The 26,639-nt window shown below is 53.8% G+C and carries 23 protein-coding genes; 8 read left to right on the plus strand and 15 right to left on the minus strand.

The annotated features are described in order from the left end of the window. Nucleotides 1-537: 537 nt before the first annotated feature. Nucleotides 538-1,428 carry an endonuclease/exonuclease/phosphatase family protein gene (locus K3756_RS11080; RefSeq protein ID WP_259987363.1) on the minus strand — a complete coding sequence of 297 codons (891 nt, stop codon included), beginning with the start codon at nucleotides 1,426-1,428 and terminating at the stop codon, nucleotides 538-540. A 1,536-nt stretch (nucleotides 1,429-2,964) separates the two neighbouring features. Between K3756_RS11080 and sbnA the strand changes: the two genes are divergently transcribed. The 5 genes from sbnA to K3756_RS11105 all read left to right on the plus strand — a co-directional run bounded on the left by sbnA (nucleotide 2,965) and on the right by K3756_RS11105 (nucleotide 8,553). After that, complete coding sequence (gene sbnA, locus K3756_RS11085) at nucleotides 2,965-3,996, plus strand: 2,3-diaminopropionate biosynthesis protein SbnA (RefSeq protein WP_259987365.1); 1,032 nt, start codon at nucleotides 2,965-2,967, stop codon at nucleotides 3,994-3,996. A gap of 5 nt (nucleotides 3,997-4,001) precedes the next feature. Continuing rightward, a complete protein-coding gene (locus K3756_RS11090) occupies nucleotides 4,002-5,567 on the plus strand; it encodes an FAD/NAD(P)-binding protein (RefSeq protein WP_259987367.1) in 1,566 nt (521 codons plus the stop codon). Further along, a complete protein-coding gene (locus K3756_RS11095) occupies nucleotides 5,564-7,000 on the plus strand; it encodes a Y4yA family PLP-dependent enzyme (RefSeq protein WP_259987369.1) in 1,437 nt (478 codons plus the stop codon). Before K3756_RS11090 ends, K3756_RS11095 begins: the two co-directional genes overlap by 4 nt. Before the next feature lie 227 nt (nucleotides 7,001-7,227). Continuing rightward, a complete protein-coding gene (locus tag K3756_RS11100; RefSeq protein WP_259987371.1) occupies nucleotides 7,228-7,944 on the plus strand; it encodes a Crp/Fnr family transcriptional regulator in 717 nt (238 codons plus the stop codon). Nucleotides 7,945-8,106: 162 nt separating this feature from the next. Next, nucleotides 8,107-8,553 carry a PA2169 family four-helix-bundle protein gene (locus tag K3756_RS11105; RefSeq protein ID WP_259987373.1) on the plus strand — a complete coding sequence of 149 codons (447 nt, stop codon included), beginning with the start codon at nucleotides 8,107-8,109 and terminating at the stop codon, nucleotides 8,551-8,553. Nucleotides 8,554-8,779: 226 nt separating this feature from the next. Here the strand turns inward: K3756_RS11105 and K3756_RS11110 are convergent, their stop codons facing one another. Next, the gene (locus tag K3756_RS11110) at nucleotides 8,780-9,259 is read right to left on the minus strand and encodes an MgtC/SapB family protein (protein ID WP_259987375.1); all 480 of its coding nucleotides are present in this window, start codon (nucleotides 9,257-9,259) and stop codon (nucleotides 8,780-8,782) included. 53 nt (nucleotides 9,260-9,312) lie between these two features. Beyond that, nucleotides 9,313-10,440 carry a hypothetical protein gene (locus K3756_RS11115; RefSeq protein WP_259987377.1) on the minus strand — a complete coding sequence of 376 codons (1,128 nt, stop codon included), beginning with the start codon at nucleotides 10,438-10,440 and terminating at the stop codon, nucleotides 9,313-9,315. 896 nt (nucleotides 10,441-11,336) lie between these two features. Here K3756_RS11115 and K3756_RS11120 point away from each other — a divergent pair. Together K3756_RS11120 and K3756_RS11125 are read left to right on the plus strand one after the other, a co-directional pair. Then, nucleotides 11,337-11,786 carry a DUF1203 domain-containing protein gene (locus K3756_RS11120; protein ID WP_259987379.1) on the plus strand — a complete coding sequence of 150 codons (450 nt, stop codon included), beginning with the start codon at nucleotides 11,337-11,339 and terminating at the stop codon, nucleotides 11,784-11,786. Nucleotides 11,787-11,856: 70 nt separating this feature from the next. Next, nucleotides 11,857-12,036 carry a zinc-finger domain-containing protein gene (locus tag K3756_RS11125; protein ID WP_259987381.1) on the plus strand — a complete coding sequence of 60 codons (180 nt, stop codon included), beginning with the start codon at nucleotides 11,857-11,859 and terminating at the stop codon, nucleotides 12,034-12,036. A 117-nt stretch (nucleotides 12,037-12,153) separates the two neighbouring features. Here the strand turns inward: K3756_RS11125 and K3756_RS11130 are convergent, their stop codons facing one another. The 3 genes from K3756_RS11130 to tnpA form a co-directional block, all read right to left on the minus strand. Further along, nucleotides 12,154-14,112 carry a DUF4214 domain-containing protein gene (locus tag K3756_RS11130; RefSeq protein WP_259987383.1) on the minus strand — a complete coding sequence of 653 codons (1,959 nt, stop codon included), beginning with the start codon at nucleotides 14,110-14,112 and terminating at the stop codon, nucleotides 12,154-12,156. Between the two features lie 90 nt (nucleotides 14,113-14,202). Beyond that, a complete protein-coding gene (locus K3756_RS11135) occupies nucleotides 14,203-14,805 on the minus strand; it encodes a hypothetical protein (protein WP_259987385.1) in 603 nt (200 codons plus the stop codon). Then, the gene (gene tnpA / locus K3756_RS11140; RefSeq protein ID WP_259987387.1) at nucleotides 14,802-15,182 is read right to left on the minus strand and encodes an IS66-like element accessory protein TnpA; all 381 of its coding nucleotides are present in this window, start codon (nucleotides 15,180-15,182) and stop codon (nucleotides 14,802-14,804) included. Before tnpA ends, K3756_RS11135 begins: the two co-directional genes overlap by 4 nt. A 242-nt stretch (nucleotides 15,183-15,424) precedes the next feature. On the opposite strand from tnpA, the gene K3756_RS11145 reads away from it, so the two are divergent. Continuing rightward, nucleotides 15,425-16,264: a UTP--glucose-1-phosphate uridylyltransferase gene (locus K3756_RS11145; RefSeq protein WP_259987389.1), complete on the plus strand. Its 840-nt coding sequence runs from the start codon at nucleotides 15,425-15,427 to the stop codon at nucleotides 16,262-16,264. A 69-nt stretch (nucleotides 16,265-16,333) separates the two neighbouring features. On the opposite strand, the gene K3756_RS11150 is transcribed toward K3756_RS11145, so the two are convergent. The 9 genes from K3756_RS11150 to kaiC all read right to left on the minus strand — a co-directional run bounded on the left by K3756_RS11150 (nucleotide 16,334) and on the right by kaiC (nucleotide 26,637). Next, entirely contained in the window at nucleotides 16,334-17,158 is an 825-nt protein-coding gene (locus K3756_RS11150) for a mechanosensitive ion channel family protein (protein ID WP_259987391.1), read from the minus strand. Nucleotides 17,159-17,167: 9 nt separating this feature from the next. Next, the gene (locus K3756_RS11155) at nucleotides 17,168-18,286 is read right to left on the minus strand and encodes a hypothetical protein (protein ID WP_259987393.1); all 1,119 of its coding nucleotides are present in this window, start codon (nucleotides 18,284-18,286) and stop codon (nucleotides 17,168-17,170) included. Between the two features lie 688 nt (nucleotides 18,287-18,974). Beyond that, the gene (locus tag K3756_RS11160) at nucleotides 18,975-20,444 is read right to left on the minus strand and encodes a deoxyribodipyrimidine photo-lyase (protein ID WP_259987395.1); all 1,470 of its coding nucleotides are present in this window, start codon (nucleotides 20,442-20,444) and stop codon (nucleotides 18,975-18,977) included. Nucleotides 20,445-20,544: 100 nt separating this feature from the next. Next, nucleotides 20,545-21,876: a type VI secretion protein ImpB gene (locus K3756_RS11165; RefSeq protein WP_259987397.1), complete on the minus strand. Its 1,332-nt coding sequence runs from the start codon at nucleotides 21,874-21,876 to the stop codon at nucleotides 20,545-20,547. Nucleotides 21,877-22,161: 285 nt separating this feature from the next. Next, entirely contained in the window at nucleotides 22,162-22,755 is a 594-nt protein-coding gene (locus K3756_RS11170; protein ID WP_259993538.1) for a DUF998 domain-containing protein, read from the minus strand. A gap of 163 nt (nucleotides 22,756-22,918) precedes the next feature. Then, entirely contained in the window at nucleotides 22,919-23,338 is a 420-nt protein-coding gene (locus K3756_RS11175) for a PRC-barrel domain-containing protein (protein ID WP_259987399.1), read from the minus strand. Nucleotides 23,339-23,701: 363 nt separating this feature from the next. Beyond that, nucleotides 23,702-24,103, minus strand: coding sequence for an STAS/SEC14 domain-containing protein (locus K3756_RS11180; protein ID WP_259987401.1), 402 nt, complete (start codon nucleotides 24,101-24,103; stop codon nucleotides 23,702-23,704). A gap of 859 nt (nucleotides 24,104-24,962) precedes the next feature. After that, nucleotides 24,963-25,244 (minus strand): circadian clock KaiB family protein, encoded by a 282-nt coding sequence (locus tag K3756_RS11185; RefSeq protein ID WP_259987403.1) that lies wholly within the window; start codon nucleotides 25,242-25,244, stop codon nucleotides 24,963-24,965. Further along, nucleotides 25,237-26,637 carry a circadian clock protein KaiC gene (kaiC, locus tag K3756_RS11190; protein WP_259987405.1) on the minus strand — a complete coding sequence of 467 codons (1,401 nt, stop codon included), beginning with the start codon at nucleotides 26,635-26,637 and terminating at the stop codon, nucleotides 25,237-25,239. Before kaiC ends, K3756_RS11185 begins: the two co-directional genes overlap by 8 nt. Nucleotides 26,638-26,639: the final 2 nt, after the last annotated feature.

Consider the following 26,639-nt stretch of genomic DNA (forward strand, 5'->3'; position numbering starts at 1 on the left):
GGCGTGTCAATCGCTGCAAAAGTTAACCGGAAGATTCATACTGGCAGCGCAGCAACTTCCAGCAAATTACACCAGATTTTCGTGGATAAGCTGATCGCCAAATAGACTTCTGTCGCTTTCGGCTAATCCCACCAACAGGCACTGCGATATCTACGAACTGTTCCTCGAAATACGTTCGCATGGTATCTGTCCTGAATACACCGACAAGCCGACCAGTCTCCCTTGTGCGCGACCTCTGTCACTGCAAGGCATTTGAAGACTGCACAGAACCGCTCGGGATCAACGCAAGGCCCAAGCTGGAGCGGATTGACTGATGATCTTCATAGGTGCGCTGCGATTGCCATTGGGACAACCAAGTGCTGCGATCGATTGAATGCGACGCCCCACCCTCGGTAAATGGGCTATTGGCGGACAAATACAAGTTCAACCATAGGCACCCAAAGCGAACCGGAATGAACGGACGGTAAGCCCACTCATCAAGTATTTATTCAGATCCAGCCGAACCTTCGGGCTATCGGCGAATTTTGGTCGTGGCTCTTATGCCCTACTCAACACGCAGCGCGTCGGAAAGAAGACCGTCGCATGAATGGGAAAGTGGTCGGATCCAAAGTTCTCAAGCCGCGCAAACGATGTTAGCCCAATATCTTGTGTCACAAAAAGCTGGTCAATTGGTAGACGCATCCAGGGATATCCCGCATGAAAGCTTGACAGCATCCCTCGCCCGACCCGTGGTTCTCGAAAATCGGCATAGTGCTTGAAGCGCTTAGTAGTCGATGACCATGCGACATCATTGAAATCACCCATGCATACTGTCGGGCGTTCGGCGGAAGATGTCATTAGGGCGGCCTCGCGAATTTGCTCATCGCGGGTCTTGGTATCGTTCCCGGGTACAGGGGGCCGGGGATGTAGGCCGATAAAATTGAACTTTGTATTATTAGGAGCACACAGTAAGGCCTTGATGGCCGGTGTATCATCGCGTGATAGCCATACAAGCTCTGCTGAGAGTGCCTTAAGCCTCGTCGCGAATATCAGACCATAGTGATCATCAGTGATATGCGTTCTGACGGTACCATATCGCGCCAGATAAGGCTCAAGCGCATCTGCCCAGATTGCGTCGGTTTCCATAAGAAGAAGGACGTCAGGATCTTCACGTTCCAAAAGCTTCAATAGATCATCATGACGTTCGTTTTCCATGAGCACGTTGACAGACAACAGCGAAACTTCATGGGCGACGCTGGGTGCTTCAGTGAGCGATACTTCGGTAGGAGACCATTTGGTGTACGGAAATATGTGCACTACTTGATAGCCAAGTGCAGCGGATACAATAGTGATCAACACCGACTTGAACGGTATTGAAATTGGAGAGATCGCCAGAAGCAGTACGACAAAAGCAACTGCAGCGATGTGCAGGCGTGGGAAATCCCACATTCGGACCCACCATCGAACCGAGTTTAAGAACGGCAAAAGCGTGGTCACCACTACCAAACTGGCAACGATCCAGACTAGAATGCTTAGCATCGCCTGAACAGATCGCTCAAAAGGGTCGCATAGTGCGTTGATCTCAAACTGTTCACCATAAGAGCGTCCCCGTTAGTATCGTACGCTTCTCAAAACTAACTGGCACTTCCTGCTTAGGTTCCGCCTCAATGCCAAATCTCAAGCGTATTGAGCGCCTACAGAGCAAAAATTAGCTCCGCACCGATGATTTTGCCAAGTTCCGTTGCCTCCTTGATTTTGCTCGTCCGGGTTCTCATCATGTCCTTCCTCGCATAATCGGGTGGGCAAAGCAGGTCAGAGGTCAGACACTGGATAGCGCCGAGGGCACTCGCGCGCGCATATAGTGAGACGCCGATCAAGGAGATGAAGCTTTTAGTAATTCGCGGTACACCGCAGATGTTCCGCCGCGTACGGATCAGCGCCAGAATGTACCAAAGTCGGTTTTGACCGTTTGGCAGAAAAGGCCCGTCGCAGCTGTCAGGCGATAACAAGTTTGGACCAAGGGGCCGGCCGTAGGCGCCATTCACCTTGAATTATTGATACATTCTGCTCGTTAGGCTTGCAGGAGCTTGATTTCTCCCCATCCCGGTTGACCATTAAACGCTCCCGGAAAGCCTCTCGTCGTCTGCCGTTTGGAACTTGTCTAGCCCCCTGCGTCCGGGCCACTGATAAGGGGTTTCTCTAATAGGGTTTCTCCTTCTCCGGAAGCCGGTCTTGCAGCTGCCTAAAATTCCCCACTTCGCAATCCATCCATATGGATGGTATACAGATGACAAGCAGGGCCATGTAAGTTGATACATGTTAATTTGGGTCATATTGCCTTTTTTGACGAAACCCAACGTGTTTTCTGATCTAGGATGACCGAAGGTGTCATGTTGTAGAGCTAATGCACCTACAAAAATACTGAAATCCAGGGCGGGAGTTTTGCTATATGGCAATGACTTGACGGCTCGATTTGGTCGCAAGAATGGAGAAAACTGCACCCCAGAAACCAAACCTCCTACCCTGCAGGACGTCGGTGAATTTATTGGCAAGACGCAAGGCGGCATCCTGACAACTCTCGTGGCGAAAAGAACGAAAACGTTGGTCGATTGCAAACACTTAAACTGCTGAGGATAAGGCAAAAAGGTTCGTCTCAAAGACGTTAAGGGGGGAGGCGGCCCCTTCCCTCGATGAGAGTTCTGGTCGAAATGAGCGCTGGCATCGCAGCTGCCTGTCACAAGGTGGGCCCCCGGATCATCACCGATGATAAGGAAGTCTCACCGTGGGGCCCTTATTGTAAGCAGCTGTCTACTGCGGTTTCGGGGAAAAGGTAGTGCAACAAAAATTGGATCTTACAGTCCTTAACATCATCAAGTCACTTTCTGAACTTTGAGGAATAGCCTATGCGTGTACTGTTTCAATTTTTAGCTTTCGAAGTATGGAAGCAGATTTTTGCGCTTGGTCGCGGGACGGGAGATCGGGAGCATGCGTGACGACCTAAACATCGATACCGGTCCCTATTCGAGCAACTCAGAAATCGCTGAGAACGTGCTAGAGCTTGTTGGGAAAACGCCCCTCTTGCGCCTAAAAAGATACCTTAACCAAACTGACGTAAACCTGATTGCCAAGATCGAGGCACTCAACCCTGGTGGCAGTGCTAAAGATCGTCCCGCCCGCTACATGATCGAACAAGCGCTGAAAGAACGTCAGCTCGTTCCAGGCGACACAGTTGTTGAATCCTCTTCAGGGAACATGGGGATTGGTTTGGCGCAAACTTGCGCCGTGCACGGTTTGAACTTTATCTGCGTTGTCGATCCGAATGCACAATCGCAAAATGTCGAGATTATTCGAGCCTTGGGAGGCAAGATAGAATTGGTCGAACACGCAGTCGAGGGCGACTTCCTAGCGGCCAGGCTTGAACGGGTCGCGAAACTGCTGAGGGAATCTCCCGATCGCTACTGGCCAAACCAATATGCGAATAAGAACAATCCGGCAGCACACGCTTGCAGCACTATCGTGGAGATAGACGATGCGCTGCCCAATCAAGTCGATTATTTGTTCGTCGCCTGTTCCAGCACCGGTACAGCGCAGGGATGTCGCGATTATCTTCGGGAACAAGGCCGTAAAACGAATGTCGTTGCTGTAGATGCGATGGGAAGCACTTTGTTTAACGGTACCGCTGGCAAACGAAAGATTTCTGGTATGGGCGCGGGTCGGCTGCCTGAATTAGCCCAAGGCCAAACCTTCGACGACCTCGTACGTGTTGCAGACGTGACCTGTGTTGCAGGCTGCCGCAGAGCCGTCGCGAAGGAAGGTCTTCTAGTAGGAGGATCTGGGGGCGGCGTTCTCGAGGCAGTTCGTGGTATGCAAAACCAACTGGCGGGAAAGACCGCTGTCGCAATTATACATGATTCAGGATCGCGCTACCTCGGAACTGTCTTCGACACGCAATGGATACAACGAGAATTGGGGACATCTGAAGCCGAGATAAGAAAACTAGCTGGATTGGACGACTAACGCGGATGACAAGAACTCAAACACTGAGGCTCGCGATCGTAGGATGCGGGCCGAAAGGCCTTTACGCCTTGGATAGTTTGTCAGAGGCCGCAAAACGTAAATCGGCAGCCGTTGAGCTTGATATTTTCGAACCCGCCCCCTTTCCCGGCGCAGGCGTGATCTACGATCCGAACCAGCCCGATTGCCTGGTTATGAACTATGCTGCGGAACACATAGACGCTTGGACAGGAGGTCGGGGACCTTCGTTGATTGATTGGCTGTCCGAGCGCCAAACACCGGTATCACCTCAAGCTTGCGTACCGCGTTCCGTTGTAGGACGGTATCTCAACTGGTGCTTTTCTATGGTGCTGGACCGCCTACCGGAAAACCTACAGGTAAATTTACATAAGACACGCGTTACTTCCGTTAAGCCGACCGAAGATGGTTGGGTTTTGGAACCTGGCGCTGTGAAAGTTCGTGAAGTTCTTGTTACGACCGGCCATCAAAATTGGAACCGCCGTGGTGAAGAAACCCCGCCTCGGACAGTCGTTTCCCCGTTCCCGGTAAACCAGTCATTGACCACAGAGGTCATCCCTCCCAATAGTTCCGTTACCTGCAAAGGATTTGCACTCACATTTATAGATATGGTACTCGCACTCACTGAGGGTCGCGGCGGCACTTTTCGCGAGAAAAATGGATCCTTTGAGTACGTACCCTCTGGAGCGGAACCCTCTTTGATAGCTCCTTTCAGTAGATCAGGTCGCCCGATGCGTCCAAAAGTAGATCATTCACGGTTCGTTTCGCCAATGAACGAAGTGGAGTGGCGCAGCCTGCTATCGCCACTGCTGAAAGACTTGGAGAAAGACAAGCTGACGTCTTTCCAGAACGAGGTATGGCCCGCACTCCAGTCCATCGCCGGTCAAATACAAAATCTGCCACTTTGGGAGGTTAATGAAATATTTGCACATAGGCTGTCAGGACAGTTCGACTCAGCACGCGCTCAGCGCGAGATTGAAACCGGATATAATATAGCGGTCGGCAAAAGCGCGCCGGACCTAATCTGGTTCCTCGGGGAGGTATGGCGACGTAGCTACCCATCGCTAATTAATTGGATCGGAGGCCGCGATCTTTCGAAATCCGACGCCAACCTCTTCCAGCGGGTCGCGGCTGAAATGGAGCGGATTGCGTTTGGTCCTCCAGCCAGCAGTTTAGGCAAACTCATTTGCCTTCAAAAATTGGGGATGTTGACCTTCGAACACATTTCGGGTGGTGCGAAAGCCGACTGTACAGTCAACGCAACCATACCCTCCGGTAGTAGTCTGGCCCTGTCTGAACCTCTGTCTCAACTACTGGAAGATGGGCACCTCGATACCTGTTCTCTTGGAGGTGTCAAAATCGACGCAAGCGCAAACGCATGTAAAGGCCAAAACGTGATCCGTGGACTTTCGATCATTGGACGTTCGACCGAAGGGTGCGTCCTAGGAAACGACACTCTTTCGCGAAAACTTCACAATCATCCTGAACAGTGGGCTGTTCGTGTATTGCGGCCATACGCTTCGTGCCCTCTTGAAGGTTTGGAAACCACTACATGAAAAACCGATCTAATCTCTTCGCCAACTGTGAAGGTGTCGTTCCCCTGCGTCCCCGGCTCGAAAGCTGGATGACCGAATTACTGAGCGACACGACGATGCTGCACAGTATTTGTGATACGCACGGCGCGCCGCTTAACGTCCAGCATGACGGCCCATTTCACAGGAACATCAACAACCTGATTGATTGCGTTGGCGAATTTGGTGTGCCGTTCCTGCCTATGTTCGCTCGAAAAGCGAACAAGTGTCTAACCTATGTGGAATCAGCCCGCGACCTCGGTATCGGAGTTGATGCTGCAAGCACGGCAGAAGTCGCCCAGTGTGTTGATCTTGGCGTTCGCGGATCACGGATCGTCTGTACGGCCGCAGTTAAGGATCGCGACCTTATGACCCTTTGCATCAACAACGGCGTTACGATCATCATAGACAATTCTGACGAACTCGCTCTCTTGGAAGAGTTGGCTATCAATCCAGATCTTCCTGTATCCGTAGGACTGAGGCTGAACGGCTTTGTGACGGACGGTAAGGCTCTTTATTCGCGATTTGGCTTTCCTCTGGCTAAAATTGACGCAATTGCCAGACGTATTAACCGCTCTTCAAACCTGCGGCTCGATGGCCTGCACTTTCATCTGCACGGCTACAGCTTCGAAGATAGAATAGCTGCGATATCACAAACCTTGGATCTGCTCAAAACACTGGAACGCCCGCTAGATAAGTCGTTCTTCGTCGACATCGGTGGAGGTATCCCGATGAATTATCTTGAACAGATTGATCAGTGGCAGGAATGGCTTTCACAGTTGGATGCAGCCTTAGCGGGATCGAGGCCCGCCATCACTCACCGCAACAGTGATTTAGGTCGTACGAAGACGGCTGGTCAGGGCGCCGGGTCGATCGACAGCTATCCGGTCGCTCAGAACCTAGTGCAATCCGAGTGGGTGACGAAAGTTCTAGGTGGACAAAGCGGAGGCTCGACAATCGCACGTCGATTGAAGAATGAAAATGTTACGCTGCGGTGTGAACCGGGGCGATCTCTTCTCGACGGCTGTGGCATAACGGTAGCTCGGGTAACGTTCTGCAAAGAGGATAGTGAGGGCGCACGGGTGGTAGGCGTACAGATGAACAGGACACAATCGAGATCAGGCTTCTCCGAGTTTGCGGTAGATCCACTCATGGTGTTTGGTCCGTCTGAGCGCAGGGAGCCAGTGGAGGGGTATCTGGCCGGTACCTACTGTACGGAGAGTGAATGGCTCACGAAGCGAATGATGAAGTTTCCGCATGGTGTACGTCCGGGCGATCTGATGATATTTCCAAATACTGCTGGCTACCTCATGCATTTTTTGGAAAGCCGATCACACCAATTTCCGCTAGCGAAGAATGTTTTTCTGGACGCTGAACGAGGTGGGTCAGTCAGGCAAGATCCGGTAGACCTTATCTGAGCTCATATCGTTACGCGCATGGAATGCCTTCACTCGACCGTGCTAATCAATGTGTGGTCACCCGCAACCACCGTTTCTTACGTGGGAGAGAAGAGCATTCGTTGAACACCCGCGTCACTATCCTTCACTGCTGAACCTATTCCTGGGCTGCGCAGTACAATGCGTGCGCTTCTACCTATCAGACGGACCGTTTGCTTTCTAAGCTGTTGCGCTACCTGTGTTTTACTATGGACAAAAATAATCTAAACCAGATCGGCCTTAGTCGTCATTTGACACCTCAGCAATGGCGCACGCTTGTTGATTGCTGCGAAAGTATCGTGCCTGTTCCGAACAAGACCACCCTCAGTGAGCGGGGGACAAAACTCTCAAAGAGTTTATTTTTGGTTGAAGGTTTTATGGGCCGCTTCATCACGTACGATGTAACAGATCGAAAACAGTTAGTCGCAGTTGAAGTCCCGGGTGATTTCGTCGACTTCCACGCTTACCCGCTCAAACGGTTGGATCACGACGTCGTTTCTCTCTCCGATGCAAAGGTCGCGGTTTTTGATCACGTTGTTTTGCAAGAAATTTTTGATCAAGACGTAGAACTATGCAGGACAGTTTGGTTCATGACCCTTATCGACGCTTCAATACAAAGGCATTGGACATATCGAAATGCGGCGATGCGGGCACTTCCGGCAATAGCCAATCTGTTGTGTGAATTCAGGCAGAGGCTGATGCATGCCGGAATGGACACTGACTCCTCTTTTGAACTGCCTATACAACAGTCTACACTTGCTCTCGCGTGCGGGTTGTCAGTCGAACACGTTAGTAGAGTGATGCGGGACCTTCGAGAGGGCGGCTACTGCTCAATGTCTAACACAGTTGTACAAATACATGACCTACGCAGGCTCGAAGAGATTGCCCAATTTCGTACTGATTATCTCTGCCCGTCACATGACTGACACCTAAGTTGATAATTCTCAACTGCTGAGAAACGCAGAACAGCGTTCGTTAGTCCCGGCGTTTCGATAGGTAGACTTTTGGTTTCGTTCGGGAACAGGTCACCACCTGTTGCTGTTATAAAGGCAACCAATTGGCATGCTAAGTCAGCTTGGAGAACAAAATTGAAGGACGAAGCAGAAGCACTCAGCGACCTCCATACAACATTTGTCGACAGTCGCGATGGCTACGAACAGGCCGCGGGGTTGATCCATAGTGCACGGCTGACATCGTTCTTTGACGAAATGCAGTCGAACCGTGCGACACAGGCAGATGAAGTCCGGTCTTTTCTTCGCGGCGTAGACGTAGACTTGAGTAAAGACGGAACACTCTTCGCAGCGGCTCATCGGCATTTCCTGACCCTACGGGACTTCGCCTCAAGCGACGACGAAGACGTGGTCGAAGATATAATCCGCGAAGAACGCAAGGTGCTCGAGAACTACGACGAAGCTATCCGCCCGATGAATGGCGACAGCGACGCGTACAGGTTTGCGCAGACGCAATACGAAGCCCTAGCAAAACGTGTCGAAAAGCTAGAGAAAGAGGAACGCAGGCTGGATCGACCTTCCTGATGTCATTCTGTTGCTGAGGCGTCGAACGCATCGTTCTTTACCTACTTGGATTATGGTCTGGTTCAAGTTGCAGAAGTCGCTGGTTGACGCGCCTCGCAAGGGACCGTTCCAAATTCTTTTGGAACGATCTCTCTATACGTAAGCTTCGAGCAAAGGATTTGCCAAGGCGCGCCATCGCTCGTGCGAACTTGCGCGATCAAAATTGTTCAACTGTAGGTTTGCGGCTTCAGTGCAGGTCCGGTCTGTCGTCTGACCCCCTATTCTCCATGACGCAGCTCACCGCCAAGAGAGCAGCAGCGAGAATGGCGCAAGCAATCGAAAACAGACCATAGCCCATCCCCGCCGCCATTCCGAGTGCGCCGGCCACCCAGAGACTGGCAGCTGTGACCATTCCACCGACACGACGGTTGCCCTGGATGATTGCGCCAGCACCAAGAAAACCTAGACCGCCTATTATGCCCTGTATGACACGGGTCGGATCGCCCGATAGCCCCAGTTCGGTTAAGTCTTGAGACATTTCGACAGAGACAATCGTAAAGATAGCCGCACCGAGCGAGACCATCATGTAGGTACGTATGCCGACCCGGCGCTTACGTACCTCTCGATCTATACCAAGAATTGCTCCGGCGCTGAGGGCGAGGACAAGGCGGATAAACCAGTCCCCCTGCTCAAAATCGAACCCGATATTGTCAAGCCATTCAGGCATCTGAGGACCTCCAGTTTAAGACTGCATCTCTTAAGTCGACCTCGAGGAGCCTGCTATCCGGTGCCGTCATTCGAACTAATACCAACCTCGCGCTTCAATACATCTCGGAGGGACACGAGAGACCTATTTCCGGCAAGGCCTCGCTGACCCAAACGCAGCGCATTGTCGATGATATCCCAAGTAGTCTTGCTTGCGTACGGTCCTACCGTAACGACCTCCGACGTTATTGTCGGCCACTCACCATAGAGATCAAAATAGTCCAGTATCGTTCGCCTAACACCGTCTTCGTAGAAAGGCAGGTCGCGGAATACGTAGGCATCATAAACTCCGAGTTCGATAGCCACCTCCCGGGCTAGTTCGGCAAAGGTTGGGACCGGAGGTGAACCTGGCTGGTGCTTGGCCTTGAGCGATTTTTTCCGCAGTGAGGAAGCGACGGCCTTCCAAGTCGTCTTACCATTCGCATACGGTCCTTGCTTTATCTCTCCAGAGTTCTGTTTTGGCATCTGGCCCATAGCGTGCCAGTACGCTGAAATGCATTCACGCACCAAGGCGGGATCATACTCCTCCGGCCTGACTACAAGCTCCTCATCAAAGAATGACTCCTTTTGGTAGGATAGCTCATCCAATGCTTCACCGATCTTCGTACGGTACTGAACGCTGCTGCGGAAAAGGACGGTAGTAATTCCAAGTGTGTTCGTCAGTTCAATTTTCGAACGATTGTTCCAAAAATCCAAACCCCGTTGCCCCACTGAGATGTATGTCGCATGATTCAGCTGATTTGAAACAACAATTTCCAAGTTCCGCTTCGGCAAAACGAGCAAATAGTACTCCGCTCCCTTATGATCTTTGTATGCAACGGTACCGGAGTAAGCTGTGATATCTCCGCTCTGTGTTCCGCGCTTATCGAGCTCCTCAAGCACGAGGTCCAGCTTTGGCGCTGCATCTCGCTCATGGCTGCCAGTCGATTTGGATGGTGAATTTCGTGGCTGCGCGAGCCGCCTGCCCGTTCCAGACTTCAGCTCCAGTTCAGCACGTACGAACCTTAACCCGTCCGACCGGTCAGATGCTAATTGTTCAGCTTCCTTTTTTGACTTTTCCAAAGCATCAGATACGCGTTTGTCGATTAGAGAACGCAGGGTGGCAACAGCTTCTTTAAGTTCCTCGTCATCGTCACGGATCAAGTGAAAACTCCCGACCAACGCAAGAGATATCATCGCGAGCTTGCTATCGTCTTTTTGATCATCGTTCTCTGACATAGGTAACCTCGAAATTCCGAATATGCAGTTTACCCGCATGACCGCAAAGGTCCAACGCTGTGTTGTCCTTTTCTGCGACACAGACTGAACGGCGCAAACGAAAAACAGGACAAATCTGCGCGCCTTCGCCAGATTGCATTGTCTGTAACCTGGCGGCCGTAGCTAGTATCAAACCTAGGATAGCGGCAGGGCGCAAAAACATCAGTTACCTTCGAACGATCTCTAGGCTTTGACCTAGACCTTCGCCGATCGAAACACTCATCTATGCGATCGTACGACTGTCAACAGCGACTCATCCGCTGACGTCTGATCCGGACAGAGTGACAACATCGCAAAGTGATGAAGATGTATCGAACCCAAAACATTCGACGCGCGACGTGTCCATCGGTGCGAGCGAGCCACACAGGCAAAATCAAATCACAAGCCAGTAAGGTAGAGCAGCACGTCTGTGACTGTCCAAATGCCGTCGATGCAAGGATGACACCCCTTTCATCTCAACATATGCGCCAACCAGCTATTGTACCAAACGTGCTGGGTCCGTTGACGGTATGCTGGGGAAAAATCGGTACGGGTCCGCGAGCATGTTTCAGCGCCGTGCGATCATGGTGTGTCAAAAGTGCTTTGAACCGGTGCATCCTGGCGATATCGGAGAGCGTTGCCCGTGCGGGTGTCACGCGCACCCCAACCGTCGAGGATACACAGGACGACAGGTTTTGGGATACTCATTCACGGGCCTCAACATGTTTTCTGGCTTTTGCACAGGGTTGTAGCCGCTGCGCCCGCCACGGTGAACCATTGTCGACCGCGTGATGGATTTGAGCATGATCCGGTTCGCGCGGGTGGCGAAATTCGGCTACGTCCGGGTCGAAACAACAGGAGAGACAGCATGCGGTTCACGACCCTTCCCACCCCTCTCGTGCCGTCATTGCCTGACAGATGTACCCGCAGGCGCGCCCTATCTGATCGTGGCGCACCGGCCCTTCGAGGCGCTGCACCCTTACGCCGAATGTGGTCCGCTGTTCGTTTGTGCCGACGCCTGTGCGCGTCATCCCGATGGGCCTGATCTGCCGCCGATCCTGACCACGTCGCCCGATTATCTGCTGAAGGGATACAGCGCGGACGAGCGGATCGTCTATGGCACCGACAAGGTCGTCGCGCAGGCCGGGATCGCCGCTTATGCCGCGCAGGTGCTGGACGATCCGCGGGTGCGCCATATCCACGTCCGTTCGGCGCGCAACAACTGTTATCAGCTGCGGATCGCGCCTGATTGACACCCTTGCCCCGCGCCCTTCTAGCGGCCATATCGAGGCAACCGCCGCATCAGCCCCAAGGACGCGCCCGATGACCATCGCGGCCCCCGAAACCCGCATCGTGAACACCTGGCGCATCGCCTGCGACGGCGGTGAAGGGGGTCTGGGCCATCCGCGCGTCTGGTTGCAGATCCCGCGCGACGGGGGGTTTGTGGAATGCGTCTATTGCGACTGCAAGTTCGTACACGCCGATTTTGACGGCAAGGTCTGAGGGCGGGCCGCCCCTGTTTCCGACGCACTACCCCGCGTGAGCCTGCGCGCGCGGAGGGGGGCGCTTCATCGTAAAATTCGTGGCGTTCGGACGGGCAATGTCTGCGCCGTCGGATATCTAGACCAGGATCATGTCAGCGCTTAGGTCTTCGAAGGTCCTGTCCGCGATCCACAACGGCGAAAGTGAGAAATCGACAACAGGTCCATCGCCCCCAAGCCTGCGCAAGTATAGACCCCCGTCCTTTTCGACGAAGTCAGCCAGCGCCTCCTGTGGCGTTTCGTACATGAGCACGCCCAGGTCGATCCTGTCCCAAGGCTCCAGATCGTAGATCTTCTGTTCCGCGTCGGTCAGACGCAGGGCGAAAGTATCCGACAGGATGCCGCCCACCATTATCGCACCCCCGTACAGCTCATCATCCGTGCCCTGTGCGGCGATCCAGTCGGCGTGGGCCTGATCCGTGGCGGTGGTGAACTCTGCGCTTTGGGAAAAGCCGATGACGATCTCGGCGCGGCTTTGCCCGTCCGCCAGCCGCGCGACCCATCCTGCGGCCCCCGCCGCATCGCTCGCACGGTCCAGCGCATTCAGATAAAGCTGGTCCACGAAGGCTGCGTCGTCCAGCGCCCCGTAGGTCGCCTGAAACTCGTCCGAGGCGACAAAGCCCGCGGCGACCTGCGCCAGCTCAGCGTCCCCCGCCAGCCGTGCGGTCCAGTCGTAGAAACCGTCCAGATCGGGCGTGCGATCCAACGTCGCCTGATAGAGGCGAAAGACATCGTCGCTCCAATAGGTCTGGCGGCTTTGTGCCAGATAGGCCGTCGCGTCGGCCTGCGTCGCATCGATGACTTCATCGCTTTCGGCAAACAGATACACCACCTCGGCCCGCGACAAGCCAAAGTCGTTCATCCGCATCAGCCAGCCGTCCAACCCCTCCGGGTCCGGCGCGCGGTCCAGCACGTTGCGGTAGAGCAGCGTCACGAACTCGGTGTCGTCCGTGTCGCCGTAGAGCGCGCGGAACTCGGGCGCCTCGATGAAGCCGGGGACGATTTCGCCGACCGTATATGCATCTATGATGAAGCCCACCTCGCCCTGATTCCGCGCCACCCATTCGCCGAACCCCTGCGCATCCGGCTCGCGGCCCAGCGTCGCGAGGTAGAGGCGGTAGATGCTGTCGGCTCCGTCCTGCCCCGTGGTATCCGCCTCGTCGCCGAACAGGCGGTCGTTGCCGCGCACCCCGATCAGGACGTCGCCTCCTTTGGCGCCGATCAGCGTGTCGAGGCCCGGCGTGCCCCGCAGGATATTGTCGGCGTCGTCGCCCTGCTCGGTCCGGCCGAGGTAGCTGATGGACCAGCCGGGCTGTTCGTAGGATACCGTCTCGGTGCGCCCTGTCCCGTCCACATAGCTGACCTCGACGGCAAGGCGCGTGCCGAGATCCGCCCTCGTGGGCGTGTAGCTGGCAGCGGTGGCATCCGCGATGGGACTGTCCGTGGAGGGGTAGCCGCCGGTCCGATTGGCAAGCGTGTACCACTGAAAGGTGAAGTCGCTCGCTATTCCGTCGGCGTCCGTGATGCGGTCCGTTTGCGCCGTCAGGGGGACATCGACAAACCCGCTGTAGTCATCGCCGCCCTCCCCGGTCGTTATCCTGACCTGCCCTTCGGGCGGTACGTCATCGAGCGGCGCGCTGAAGTAGGTGCGCCCACCGGCTGCCACCCCCACGCCAGCGGCCAGCACCACGCCACCGGGCAGCCCGCGGATTTGCTCTTCGATAACGGAGATCGTGCTTTGACCGGTCAGCAAAAAGGAGACCGTCAGGATCGGCTCTCCTGCGTCGATGGTGCCGTCAAAGGTCGCGCCCGTGCCACTCGTGTAGCCGTCGACCCTGACGGTCGTCTCGATTTCGGCGCCACTTGCCCTGGTGTTCGGCCCGCCAAGGCCCGGGGCCTCGGCCGCGACAAACTGCGCGCCGGGGTGCTGGAAACCGAAGATCAAGGACACGTAGCCCCCAGGGGACGTCTGCGCTATGTCACTGACCAGCGTGCCGGTGACCGCGCGGCCCTCTTGAGTCCAGACGAAAGAAAACATGGCGTGCGGCCCCTTTCAGGTTGCAAATGCGCTGACTATGCAAGCACTCTAACACCCTGCACCCTTCTCGGAAAAGCCGCATCGCGCGCCCTACCCCACCTGCGTCGTGAATTCCGCGCCCAGCGTCGTCTCGATCAGTTCGCAATCGGGCGTCATGTCCACATAGCGCGCTTTGATGAAGGGCGGCAGGACGAAGGCGTCGCCTGCCTCGAGGCGGTAGGGGTCTTCGCCCGTGACCTCTAGCGTCAGGCTGCCCTCCTTGACGAAGGTAAAGAGGACGTCGGTATTGTGGCTGGTCCAGGCCCCCTGCGGATCGGCGGGCCGCGCGACGTGGACGCCTGCGACGCCCTTGGTTGCGGTGCCGATCCCGGTGTTGCGGCTTTCCCAGCCCGGGATGCGCCAGGGGGTCCATTCGGCCCCTTCCGCCTTGTGATGGACAAAGCGCGTGCCATCCCATTCGCGCACGGAGTCGTGGCGCCCGGTGGGCACTTCTATGTCGTGGTCGATGGTTGTGATGTGCTCGGCGGGCACGCCGATTTCCAGCACCCCCACGTTCTCGGAAGCCTCCAGCACGCGGTGGCGGATCTGCGGCGGCTGGATCACGCAATCGCCGGCCTCGAGGATGAAGGGATCGCCCTGATCCTCGTACACCAGCCGCACCCAGCCGCGTGTATTTCTGGGAACCGGGATCAAACCGCCAAACCTTGCACCGATCGTATCACTGTTGTCAGCGCAGTTGGCCCCTCGACAACGATGCGCCGTCCATCCGACAAGGTGATATCAATCCGGTTAGCGGACAGCGGCGCAGCTGGCGGCGGTGCCAGCATCTCCTGAAAGACTGGTTCGTGAACGGTGTTGCCCTCAATCTCGACAGGCAGGAACATAGCGTCATCACCCAGCTCTTCCGCAACTGGCGCGAAGCGCGGGTCCTTCAGCCAGGTATGGATCATGTTCTCGTTCATCGCATATCTGCGCGCAACCTGAGCCACTGAAACACCTGGCATCGACGTCTGCTGGCAAATCTCCCGCTTCTCACCCGACCAGCTCCAACGCTTTCGTCGCTTGCCCATAATGGCTCCCCTAAGTGTCCATTAATTTCAATGGACACTTAGCGCACTCAGCACCGCCCAGTTAGGTCGGGTTCATCGGACGCTCACCGATATCGCCTTTCTTCAATTTTTAGACCGGCCGCAGCAGCTGACCGGATAGCGATCCGCTTTAGCTAACTCTTGATAAATATCAAAGTCGGCCGTCTGTTCGGAACACGGAGCCACTAACCGGGTTAACTCACTAAAATAGCTCGGAGAACGAAATGAAGACCGTTGTGATACCGGCAGCTGGGCAAGGGACGCGACTCCTACCGCTTACGAAATGCACCCCAAAAGAGATGCTACCCGTCTTCGACAAGCCCATTCTCCAATTTGCGCTTGATGAAGCCTGCGGCGCAGGTGCCGAGCGAATTGTGGTTGTTACTCATCAAAGTAAGCCAGCGATTGCAAACTATGTCAGCAGAGATGACGAGGCAATCGAGTCCCTCAGACAGCTTAATAAGCCAGATTTGGCAAGCGTGCTTATGGAAGCGGGGGCACCTCAACACGTAGAGATCAGTGTTGTCGAACAGTCTGCCCCGCTCGGGCTTGGACATGCTATTTTAATGGCCCAGCCGCACTGCGTGGCAGGACCAATTGGCGTTATCTTGCCTGACGATGTGATTTTAGGCGAACCGGCTCTTCCAGAGATGGCACTCGCTTACGAAGGCGGTCATCTGGTTGCTGCCATGGAAGTCGATCGTAGTAGCGTAGGCAGATATGGGATTTTCAACGTAAAGGACCACACACCAAAGATGTTCAAGGCGAAGAGTATGGTCGAGAAACCCCTGTCCACGGATGCACCATCGTCGATCGCAGCGGTTGGACGCTATATTTTGGACCCATCAATCTTCTTGGCCCTCTCGTCCATCACCCGAGGAGCCGGAGAAGAGTATCAATTGACCGACGCGATCGCTTCGGACCTTTTGGACCGACAACTATACGGCTTCAAATTTTCTGGAACACGTTTTGATTGTGGCACTCACAAAGGCCTTTTGGACGCTGGCACGCGACGCCGAGCAGAAGTTCTAGAACCCGTACCGTTTCAGACCGCTGCCGAATAGTTCTGTGCCCGACCTTTAGGGGCCGTAAGCCTAGCATACGTTACTTGTGAACTGCGCCCGCGACCGCAACTATTCGTGTGCCTGTTGTACCCCGAACTCATCGGGAACGCTCACGGATTTGATCTTAGCAATCGCCAGCTCTGAATTTCCTCGCTCTGTCAAATCCGACACGAATGCAAATTGGTCTCTTGGTTCATAGGGGTAGGCCTTCAGCACATAGGTCACACCAAATGAAGTGTTTTCGCATACAACGATGATAGGTTTTTCCCAGTTGAGAAATACACTCGTAGCCGCGACATCTCGTAGAATATCGCTGACACTTCCCAGATACTGACCGCGTGCGAGGAAGAACGACGCAACACACATCAACTCGCTAGTTCCGCTGTTGGCGTTGCTTATATTCTCAGTCCAGATTCGATCATGCGGGATAGTCACGATACTGTCCTCGGGCGTCTTTATGCCGAACGAGCGCATGCCGATCTTAACGACTTCACCGTATTCATCCCCGACCCGTATCCAGTCGCCAAGCGCATAAGGTTTTTCGAACAAAGCGATGAACCCTGCGATGACCGAACTGGCCAAATCTTTAAAGGCGAAGCCGATTGCCACGCTCAGCGCGCCACCGATCACTATGAAGTTCTGAAACGTTATATTGAAGACAAGTGGCGTTACCCAGAACACCAAAATCAACAGCATGCACAGACGAAAGATCGGCACTGTATTGAGAGTGGTCTGACGAAGCCATGTTGGAAGAATTTCGGCGACAACTGGAAGAACCCGAGAAACAGCTTTGATGGCCAGCCACGTTATGAGCGCAGCGATCACAATTTCGACGATGACCCAAGCGGTGATCTCGTTAAACAAATTGGACAGGCGCTCGACCCGATCTTCCATCCTATCCTCCTAGAGTTTGTCGGCGTTCATGCCCGTCGCTCGCAACGCGCTTCGGATAGCCGGATAATGGCTCGGGCAATGACGAAACAGCCCCTGCTCCTCTGTTACGAAGCCAGATCTGGTCAGCGCGTCCCATAGACCGATCGAAACGTCGAATGGAACGCATCTTGCGATGACCTCTGGTTTGCAAGGCTCGTGTATAAGGAGGTTTTGAAGAATAAGACAGGCCATGTTGTTTGGGCTGTGCGGCAGCCTTGCATCCTTCGGGTGCCTCAAATAAACGCTTTCGCTTGTCTCATCAACTTCGTTGCAGTCCTTTGCCAACATACCATTGAAGAACATTTCAATCGCTACCCATGGCAGACCGAGGCTGCGTTTTCCAAGCTCACCGAAGTAGGGATCGGAGAGCGCGCCGTCAGATCTCTCGAATATTGGGTCGCCGGTATCGGCAGATTTGAACAACTGCAGCTTCGGTCGCGAAGCCAAAATTGGTCCAATGAGCGCGGCAAGCGCTTCTCCATCAAAAGACGGTATGGTGTAGGTATCGTGAAACAACAGTTCTATCTCGAAGTTCGAACTTAAGAACGCCCAGGTCCAACTGTTGCAGTTTACGATCAATCGACCTTCGCACGCTGCAATAGAGTTCAGTAGTTCCCGGTTTCGAGGCATTTGGCTGGCACATCGTTGCAAAGAGCTCTCCAACCCATCGAAAACCGCAATTTGTCCCGCCTGCATCTGGGCGAGTTCGGCAATCGAACTGACGACGTCCAGTCCTGCATCACGGGCCCAATCACCTACGTAGCCCTTGCCGCATGGTGGATGCACCACCGCGCATAGCGCTTTGTGACCGTCCGCAAGCCAATTGGTTAGAGTTCCGGCGATACACCGGTTGAGTATTTTCTTGAGTTCGGTGTGTGCTGCCTCTCGCTCTTTGCTATCGCTGTAATGCTTCAGCGATGGATCGTCCTCCAGGCTATCGGACTTCACCCACGGCAACTCAGCTCGCACATTATCAAATACATGCTCCAGCGTACGTCGGGTTTCCCCTTGGGGCCAAACATAACTCCCAAATTCGATAAGCTCTTCGGGGAGTTTTGCTTTGTCTTCATCTTCCTCGGTGACAGTCATTCAAAGCCATCTCGATCAGGGGGCAACAAACTTGGGCATCAAAGCGCCAAAGGCCACAATTTATTTTTTTGGTCACTATCAGCTAGAGCAACCATGCGTCCGGTCCATAATGTTCGCCAGATTCACATTCTGGCTGAACCTCTTCATATCCGCACCGTAAAAGGCACGGTTACTTGCCATGGCCTTCATCGCACACGAATGACAGGATGTCGCGTGTCGTTCTCGCGGCAGGACCGTCGCGACATCAGCTGCAACCCAGAGAAAAAGTACCTGATGAAGAAAGGTGAACTTTTCGTCTAGAGAACCGGAAGGTCCGGCTGCGTGCACTATGCCCCGCGCCTTCACCGGCGGGCATAGACGGCAAACGAAGCAAGACAGGCCTATGGCTAATCCCCGACCGCGACGGTAATGCGCGGCGAACTTGGTCCAAAAAACAATGGTTCGGGGCCTAATCATTGAACATACAGATTTCGATCCCAAAGACCGTGTCAGCTTGTTTGTGCTGTGCTATCGCGCTGACAAGTTAGGTAAACGGTTCAGTCGCGATCAATCGATGTAAAGAGCTTGATTGTTCCGGCCCCCTGCCCGCAAAAATTTTCATCAGCGCGTATATGCTCATGTGTCGCCACTGCCGCACGGCCATGCCGAGCGACAACAAAACCATGATCCGACAGTTGCGGTTCTTTATTTACATAGACTTCAACGCTTCTTCTGGCATGCTGTCTGACACAGTAATTTCCAAAGTGTCTTTGCATGCCCAGCTCCTAAGCCACGCGGCCGCTCCTTCACGCTTGCGAATGGCCTTATCGGATTTTGGCGGCACCCAGCCATAGATGGGTTGCTCACGCCAACCGGGTTTCGACATCCCGAAAACCCATCTCATATTCCCGTAGGTTGAAGGATCTCGGCCATCCAGAGACAGACGATCATTCAGATAGCACGCTGTTTTCCACGCTGTCTCTGGATCCCTCGTCCATTTAATAAGTTGCTTCCCCCAGTACATGCGCAAATTGTTGTGCATATATCCATTGTGCAGCCACTGACGCTGAGCCGCATTCCATGTCTCGTCATCAGTGCGGCCGTGAACCAGATCGGTAAGCTTATAAAGAACGGGCCGCTCATCTTCTACGTGCGCCAGAAGGGAGTGCCGCGGCTTTTCTGGTACGCTGTCAAAGCTATCGGGAGCTTCAACCCGGTAAGCTTGATAATGAAAGTACTCGCGCCAAGTCAGCAGCTCATCTAGATATTTCCATTTGGCTTTTGCAGGAGCGTCGCTCGCCCGCACGGCAGCCGTGATTTCACGAGGCCCAATGATACCAAAATGCAGATAAGGTGACAGGCGGGATACGCCGTCCTCCTCTGCTGGGTTGTTCCTTTGGTAAGGATAAAGCTCAAGCCTATGTACAACAAAGTCTCGTAAAGCGGCATTCGCGGCTTTCGATGTCGGTTCAAAATCAAGAACAGGCCGAAGACTATGATCGATGTCACATTCCGAGATAATGGATGCGATTTCGTCGTCCGATTTATTCCCCAAGGCCTCGTCTTCAAAGCATAGGCCACCATCCAAGATTGCGGCATTTGCTGCAATGTCAGATTGATGTGCTTCGTATTTCGGACGAAGTGCCCCGCTGGCTTTTCGAAAGGCCGGCGTTGCCCTTAAACCATCAGACAACACGCGCGTTGGTACCAATCGCGCAGTATCTACTGCAAATACAGTACGGTTGCACCTCTCTGCGAAGCGCTTTGCCTGTGCGCGCGCCACGAACACCGGATGATCATCGGTGAAAACCGCAGCCGCATCCTCAGCAAGTCGGTATACCAAGCCTTTTTCGTGTCGCCTTTTGCGTTCAACATAGGTGACGCACCTGACGCCGCGCTCGTCGCAGCCCTGTTGCAAATCCCGACTCGCATGAAGCAGAAAGTGATGCAGTCTGTCCGAGGCATACGGGTAATCCTCCCGCACCCCATGATAAACCACAACGGGCAATCCGATGTCATTACCCAGCTCCACGGCTGCGTCAATTACAGGATTATCCCAGGCCCACAGCGTTTGCTGGATCCAGCAGAGTACGTATCTTGCACCATTCTTACGGTTCAGTGGCACGTCATTTAGCGCACGCACGCGATCGCAAATGTCGGCCGACCAATTTATCGCCATTCCACCTTCAATCTTTCTTGTCGTACTTTGAGATCGATATTTCCTCGAAACCTAAATTAGTTAAGAACAGTGAATACACGCTGACAACCATAGCGTGATGTCACACTTTGCAGAAATGTGTTTTCGCATCATCCACCGGAGCGCTTCCAAAATCCGCCTGATCCGGGATCCGCCCAAACGCAATCTTCGCGCCAAGATAACCTCCCGGAACGATATCTTGCACACCAAGTGTGATAGCCTCCGGTCCGTGGTCACGGCGAAGTTTGTCCATCACATCGCTGATCTTTTCCCATTTCGCGACACCGCATTGTTCGGGATCCATCTGCCCGCGAAAGAGATCACTCGTCATTTGCTTGTCATCAGTCAGACCATGAAGCATCACGCTGACCGACCTTGGTGCGAAGTTGACCGCGCGCTCGGCCTCCTTGAGACTCTTCCCTAACGTTTCCAAAAAGGTGTGGTCATCTCTAGCTGGTAGAAAAGATCCTTCCCAATCCCACCGAAGATCATCCTTCCGACTGTTCGTACGGCCCCGATACCCGCCGCCTTTAAAACTTACGGACATCTTCGTGGCCCGCAAATCGTCACGTCGCAAGCGACGCGCCGCGCCGAGCGTCAATTGTCTGGCACAGATTGCGACCTTTTGGGGGGTACGCCAATCGGCAGGAAGCATTCGGCTATGGCCAAACATGCGCTTTTGGGTAGGTAGTTTTTCCGCATGAAGGCCGTGCAGTTCATTCCAGAATCTCTCGCCCTCTACACTGCGCCAAATGGCGCGAGCTTGTTTCGGAGCGATCGCCCATAGCGAACGAAAATCGGTAACTCCAGCCGCCATTAGCCGAGATTCCATGCCGGTAGATATACCTGGTATATCAGTCAATTTTATGTGCGCGAGGCTCTTAGGAAGGTTAGACGTTTCAATGAGGGCGAACCCGTTAGGCTTGTTGGCTTCAGCACCTATCTTAGCCAAGAGCTCTGTCGGCGCCATCCCTATCGAACATGTCAATACGGGACTAAAGGCAGACGCAAGAACCGTCTTTATTCTGTCGGCAAGTGCATGTCCTTTCCGCGCCTCGCTGGGAAGAAGATGGCAAACCACCTCATCGATGGACCTTACATGTGTGACCGGTAGGATCGTCTCCAAAACTTTGATAATGCGTTTGTGCAGGCGGACATAAACGTCGTGGCGAGCAACGACAAAAATCATGTCTGGAACGATTTTGCGAGCCTCTGAAATGCTCGCCATTCCTTTTACACCAAGCGCCTTTGCTTCCCGGCTGATAGCAATGCACCCCGTATTCGGACGATCGAGGGGGACCACACCTACAGGTTTCCCACGCAGATCAGCATTAAAGTGCTGTTCCGCAGTCGCGAAGAAGCTGTCGAAATCCAGATACAGTCGCGAAACAGGGTTTGGTGCAATTTGGTACATAAGGAATCACTGCCTAAAGAGACCGACAGAACATAAAGGGAACAAAGCTGATTTTCAACGTCATGTTAAGAAGACGCCTCGCAGCAAATTTGCTAAACAGTCGAACCTATGACCGATGCCGTGAATGGATCGATTGTGCAGCAACCCACTGATGTCCGCTTGAGCTACTTCATATGCCGCAACCGGCGAGATAACAGTGATGCATCAGTGTCGGTGTCAGAACTGCCGCGACAGACCTAGTTCGTACGTTCGGCAGACCCATGCTTTTCAATCAAACTGTCGGCACTATTGCGATCGGAGCTGACGTCCACGTCTAATGAACAATCTGGCGAGGACGAACACCAAAACGAAGGCAATCAGCCCAAGGTAGCGTTCGTAGACGCCGTCGATGTTGTCCGGAAGAAAGAAGAAGACCGGCGCAGACACAGCCCATAGTATGGAAACACCGATCAACAACTTTTTGTAGTGCGTACCGGCCCGGTCTGCACCGGACGACATCAGCCATGGAACCAGCGCCATAGTCAGCCCAAGGGCGTAGACCAAATAGATGTGGATTACGACACCTTCGCTATCATTGTCGCCATACTCATTACGCGCACCAATGAGGAAAACGATGAGGCCCATAAGAGCAAGGCCTAGTATTCCTACGCTCCAGCGCCAGCCCCCCATATGGACGTGAGCCGAAAGCAGCGCAATCGAAACCAAGGACGCCGAGAATGCATAGATACCGATGTCGACGATAAATTCGTAGCGACCTGCACCCAGGTCGCTGATGGTATCCGCGATCCAATCGTGGTCAGGTACCACAAAATCGGCGATCAGAATGGCGACCGCGAAGATCACACATCCGGCTATTGCATACCAGCCGAGTAATATCATGAGCATCGGCTCGTCTTCGACTTTTGGCGCGGCGGTTTCGGTTTTCACAGTGGGTGCTAGCTCCGAGCGGGATCTTTCGAGCGCCGCAGCGCTCGGGATCGGGGTCGTGGAGACGGGGAGCAATTGAATGCCCCCCGCAACGTTTTGATATCAGGGTAAAACCTCAGTTCCACCAACCTTCATCGACCGCGTCCATTTCCTCGAGTTGTTCCTCGGTTTTGCGCGTGACGATGACGAAGGTTTTGTCGTCAACAGGCGTCAGCCGAATATCCTCTATGGGGAGAAGCACATGCTTGTCACCAATATCGAGGAAACCGCCGATTTCTGCCACGATACCGATCATCTGCCCCTCACGGTCGAGAATGATATCCTCGATCTCGCCAATATCGTTCCAGTCTGGTCCAACGCCGTCGGCCTCCCAGTTGCCCCAGGTGTCTTCGTCCATCGGACCGTTCAGCGTGTAAATATCGCCACCGGTGATGTCGCGGGACCGGATCAGATTTTCGGTATCCAAGTGGCTTTCCGCCAGCGCAGGACCAGCAGCAATTCCGGCTGCAAGCAGTAGAGATGCAAAGCGTTTCATCGATATTCCTCATTATGTAGTAAGAGCGCCCCACCGTGGGGCGTTGTGACGACAAAACGATAAACATCGCCTGCGGTTCCCTCTCGCCTCTCCGGTCAGGCAAAGAACATGCAATTCATTAAACCAGAACAAGTTTCCGAGCTGATAACGCATTCGGGAAGCCGCCGTAATGATGCTTCCAACCCGCTAATTCGACAGAAATCAGGCCGGATCGCCCCTGAGCAGATCTGATCGTCGGGGTTTTCAAAGACCTTGCAGCGGGTTGCCGACAATGACTGGTCTGCCAAGATTTGGCAGACCAGTAACTGCACCGCTGTGCCAAAACCGGTATGAACCGAGAAGCCTCGCCCTATCGCATCGATCTCAGACCGCTTGCGGGCTGGCTCCCACGAACTCCCAAGCAGAAGAAGCCTCGGCGCTATCAAATGCACGCGCCTCTACCGGGATGACCTTATCGGCCCATTTGATCATTGTTGCTGCACTTTCGGGCGCACCGATAACCGCATATCGCGCAACCTTGGACCAGGACCGAACCTGTGCCTTCAGAACATCGTCGTCAAACATGATATCAAGATCGCGACCCGTCATACTGCTCAGGTCGAGCAGCATGCTGACTTTGCCGGGGGCCTGATCGAAAACATCATTCATGTATTTCGACATCGCTTCCATATCATCATCATCAACATGGCCTTCGATTTTGAAGGCGTGAACGTCTGCTGTGGTTGTCGGGATTGAGTGGATTGAGCCGTGTTGGAACGCAGTCATGGTCATCTCCTGAAATATCGACTTTGAGCTTCAGGTTTAACGCGTACATTTGCCGGTAGTTCCTGCCTCGTGGATAAACGCGGTCACAAGCAGTGCTGTGTGAAATAGGCTAGGTTCGGTTTTCATCATTTGGCCCTTTCGATGATGGACCAAACTTGTCTGAAATCGACATTGCGATCTTCTACATAATCGCCAACGTCGCGCCTTGATCCGCCGTTCGTGCAGAATACAACATTCGGTACTTTGGACTCTTCACCGCCGTTAGATCGATTGCAGTACATCCAGTCGAACGATCGACCTGTCCCGCCCAAGACGGCCCATATCTGCCGTTCGGTTGGGTTGCCGTGTGCTGCGGTGCAGCCTGTCGAACCGGCCGTTCGCTTCGGACGCAAAATCCGGTTGCAATCGAGCTCACAGTCTGCGGACTTTGCCGACCTTGGATTTTACTACTTCGCTAACGCATCATACGTTAGCACGCGCGGCACGCTTAGCGTCGAAGGCCAGTGGATGTCGCCAAACCAGCCGTTGTTGCGTGTCAATTTTGCCAGATCCAAGAGCGCGTTTTCGCTGCAGCTTGGTGGGACTAGATGGACGTGGATCTATGTCCGCGTCTGGCTCCATGCAAAGACATGTAGTTTTTCGTACATACTGCGTAGTTCTTGGTGCATGCGCCTGCAGCTTGAAAATCTCAAGTACAGAATGCGCTCTTTTCCGCTTTCGCCGGATAAAGAAGGAACGGCAGCTAAATCAAATAAGGCTCCGGATGTAATTTCGCTTTAGACCGCAAGTGACCCCTCCAGGTCCTCCCGATCCCATTTTTCATGTTCCGCACACTGACCGAATGTCGGGTTTAATAGCTCTAAGCGGATAGCACGGACCAAACGCGTTCTTCATCGAACAGCTCACCGATAATCCGAACGGGCGGCTTGGGGCTTAGTCGAAGGACGGTTGGGATTGCAAGGATGTCGAATTCAATAGCGGCCTCTGGTGTTTCATTCAAATCTATCACCTCCAAGGCTTCCGCGGGATGATTATGATGAGTCAGAAGTTGAGAAAGGGTGCGAATTTGGATATCGGCGCTGGCGCCTTCGCCCGCCACAAAAATCAGGATCGATAGCTGTTCCTTTGTCGGATCATCCATCGTCAGTCTCCAGTTTAAGACCACGATTTCCCACTGCGAATAGGAGTTTTCGATGATCGTGCGCAGTGCCGCGTGCTTTGATGATCTGCAAAGATCGTTCCACACCTTCGTCGGTCACGATGAAGCTAAGCTCAATCAGCGTGTCCAAAATGGACGAAAATGCAATTGCACGATCAGGATCATTCACTTCGGAAGGTTCAAGCGTAATGACAGTTGTGATCGCCAATCGCTTGAGGTAATCAATCATGCGCACGATTGTTCTGTACACTGCATCCCTGTCGCCCGCCGTCGCCAAACTGGATACGGGATCCAGCACGACCAATGACGGTTGATGTTCATCGACACGGCGATAAAGCTCGACCAGATGTCGTTCCAGCCCCATCAATGTCGGACGGGCAGATGTGATAATTAAATGCCCGTCATCATGAAATTTTTGCAGATCAACGCCTGCCGATCCTACGTTTTCCATCAGTTCCTGAGGGGATTCCTCGAAACTGAGATACAGCACTGTGTCTCCTCGTGCGCATGTTGCCTCGGCTGCCTTCGCGGCAAGGATGGTTTTGCATGTTCCTGTGCTGCCCGTCAGCAAAAGTGTCGAACCAACCCGCACGCCGCCATCCAGCGCATCATCTAAAGCCATAAGGCCGGTCGAAACCCGATCGGTCGAAACCTTGTGGTCGAACAATGCGGAGGTAAGCGGCGCAATTGTCAGGCCCTTTTCGTCAATCAGAAAAGGGTATTTGTTTGGGCCGTGATGCGCCCCGCGAAATTTGACGATCCGCATCCGTCGCGTAGCGGTATCGCCTATGGTGTCGTTCTCAAGAACGATAACTGCATCCGCCACATATTCTTCGAACCCATGTCGTGTTAGACGACCGTCGCCCTGCTCCGCGCTCATCAGTGTGGTGACGCCTTCGTCTGACAAAGTGTTAAAAAGATGCACGAGTTCGCCACGGATCGCGCGTTCGTCTTCGAACATCGCAAAAAGGGTTTCGACCGTATCCAACGCAAGCAGCCGTGCGTTTGTCGCTTTGAGGGCCAGCTTGATCCGCATCCGAAGACCGTCGAGCGTGTAGTTCCCGACCTCAGTTGTTGCATCGCGGGTTTGTGCCACATAATCGATCCGGAACAGCCCCTTATCGATGAGGGCTTGCAGATCAAGGCCAATAGATGCTGCATTTTTGATGATAGCTTCCGGGCGTTCCTCAAACGACATGAAGACCGCCGGACTTCCAGCCGTAAGCGCAGCGTTCGCAAGTATTGAGAGCATGAATAAAGTTTTGCCGCAGCCTGCGCCTCCGGTGATGACGGTCGTGCGACCACGTGGCAGACCACCGCCGCTAAGCTGATCAAACCCCGATATTCCGGTCGTAAATTGTTCGATTTTGTTCATAG

Origin of the sequence: Sulfitobacter sp. S190 (assembly GCF_025141935.1) — a bacterium.
Taxonomy (GTDB): Bacteria; Pseudomonadota; Alphaproteobacteria; order Rhodobacterales; family Rhodobacteraceae; genus Sulfitobacter.

Bases quoted from the DNA above. Each gene is read 5' to 3' on its own strand.
- K3756_RS11080 (WP_259987363.1), bottom strand. From the start codon at position 1,428: ATGTGGGATTTCCCACGCCTGCACATCGCTGCAGTTGCTTTTGTCGTA.
- sbnA (WP_259987365.1), top strand. From the start codon at position 2,965: ATGCGTGACGACCTAAACATCGATACCGGTCCCTATTCGAGCAACTCA.
- K3756_RS11090 (WP_259987367.1), top strand. From the start codon at position 4,002: ATGACAAGAACTCAAACACTGAGGCTCGCGATCGTAGGATGCGGGCCG.
- K3756_RS11095 (WP_259987369.1), top strand. From the start codon at position 5,564: ATGAAAAACCGATCTAATCTCTTCGCCAACTGTGAAGGTGTCGTTCCC.
- K3756_RS11100 (WP_259987371.1), top strand. From the start codon at position 7,228: ATGGACAAAAATAATCTAAACCAGATCGGCCTTAGTCGTCATTTGACA.
- K3756_RS11110 (WP_259987375.1), bottom strand. From the start codon at position 9,259: ATGCCTGAATGGCTTGACAATATCGGGTTCGATTTTGAGCAGGGGGAC.
- K3756_RS11120 (WP_259987379.1), top strand. From the start codon at position 11,337: ATGATCCGGTTCGCGCGGGTGGCGAAATTCGGCTACGTCCGGGTCGAA.
- K3756_RS11125 (WP_259987381.1), top strand. From the start codon at position 11,857: ATGACCATCGCGGCCCCCGAAACCCGCATCGTGAACACCTGGCGCATC.
- K3756_RS11130 (WP_259987383.1), bottom strand. From the start codon at position 14,112: ATGTTTTCTTTCGTCTGGACTCAAGAGGGCCGCGCGGTCACCGGCACG.
- tnpA (WP_259987387.1), bottom strand. From the start codon at position 15,182: ATGGGCAAGCGACGAAAGCGTTGGAGCTGGTCGGGTGAGAAGCGGGAG.
- K3756_RS11145 (WP_259987389.1), top strand. From the start codon at position 15,425: ATGAAGACCGTTGTGATACCGGCAGCTGGGCAAGGGACGCGACTCCTA.
- K3756_RS11150 (WP_259987391.1), bottom strand. From the start codon at position 17,158: ATGGAAGATCGGGTCGAGCGCCTGTCCAATTTGTTTAACGAGATCACC.
- K3756_RS11155 (WP_259987393.1), bottom strand. From the start codon at position 18,286: ATGACTGTCACCGAGGAAGATGAAGACAAAGCAAAACTCCCCGAAGAG.
- K3756_RS11160 (WP_259987395.1), bottom strand. From the start codon at position 20,444: ATGGCGATAAATTGGTCGGCCGACATTTGCGATCGCGTGCGTGCGCTA.
- K3756_RS11165 (WP_259987397.1), bottom strand. From the start codon at position 21,876: ATGTACCAAATTGCACCAAACCCTGTTTCGCGACTGTATCTGGATTTC.
- K3756_RS11170 (WP_259993538.1), bottom strand. From the start codon at position 22,755: ATGATATTACTCGGCTGGTATGCAATAGCCGGATGTGTGATCTTCGCG.
- K3756_RS11175 (WP_259987399.1), bottom strand. From the start codon at position 23,338: ATGAAACGCTTTGCATCTCTACTGCTTGCAGCCGGAATTGCTGCTGGT.
- K3756_RS11180 (WP_259987401.1), bottom strand. From the start codon at position 24,103: ATGACTGCGTTCCAACACGGCTCAATCCACTCAATCCCGACAACCACA.
- K3756_RS11185 (WP_259987403.1), bottom strand. From the start codon at position 25,244: ATGGATGATCCGACAAAGGAACAGCTATCGATCCTGATTTTTGTGGCG.
- kaiC (WP_259987405.1), bottom strand. From the start codon at position 26,637: ATGAACAAAATCGAACAATTTACGACCGGAATATCGGGGTTTGATCAG.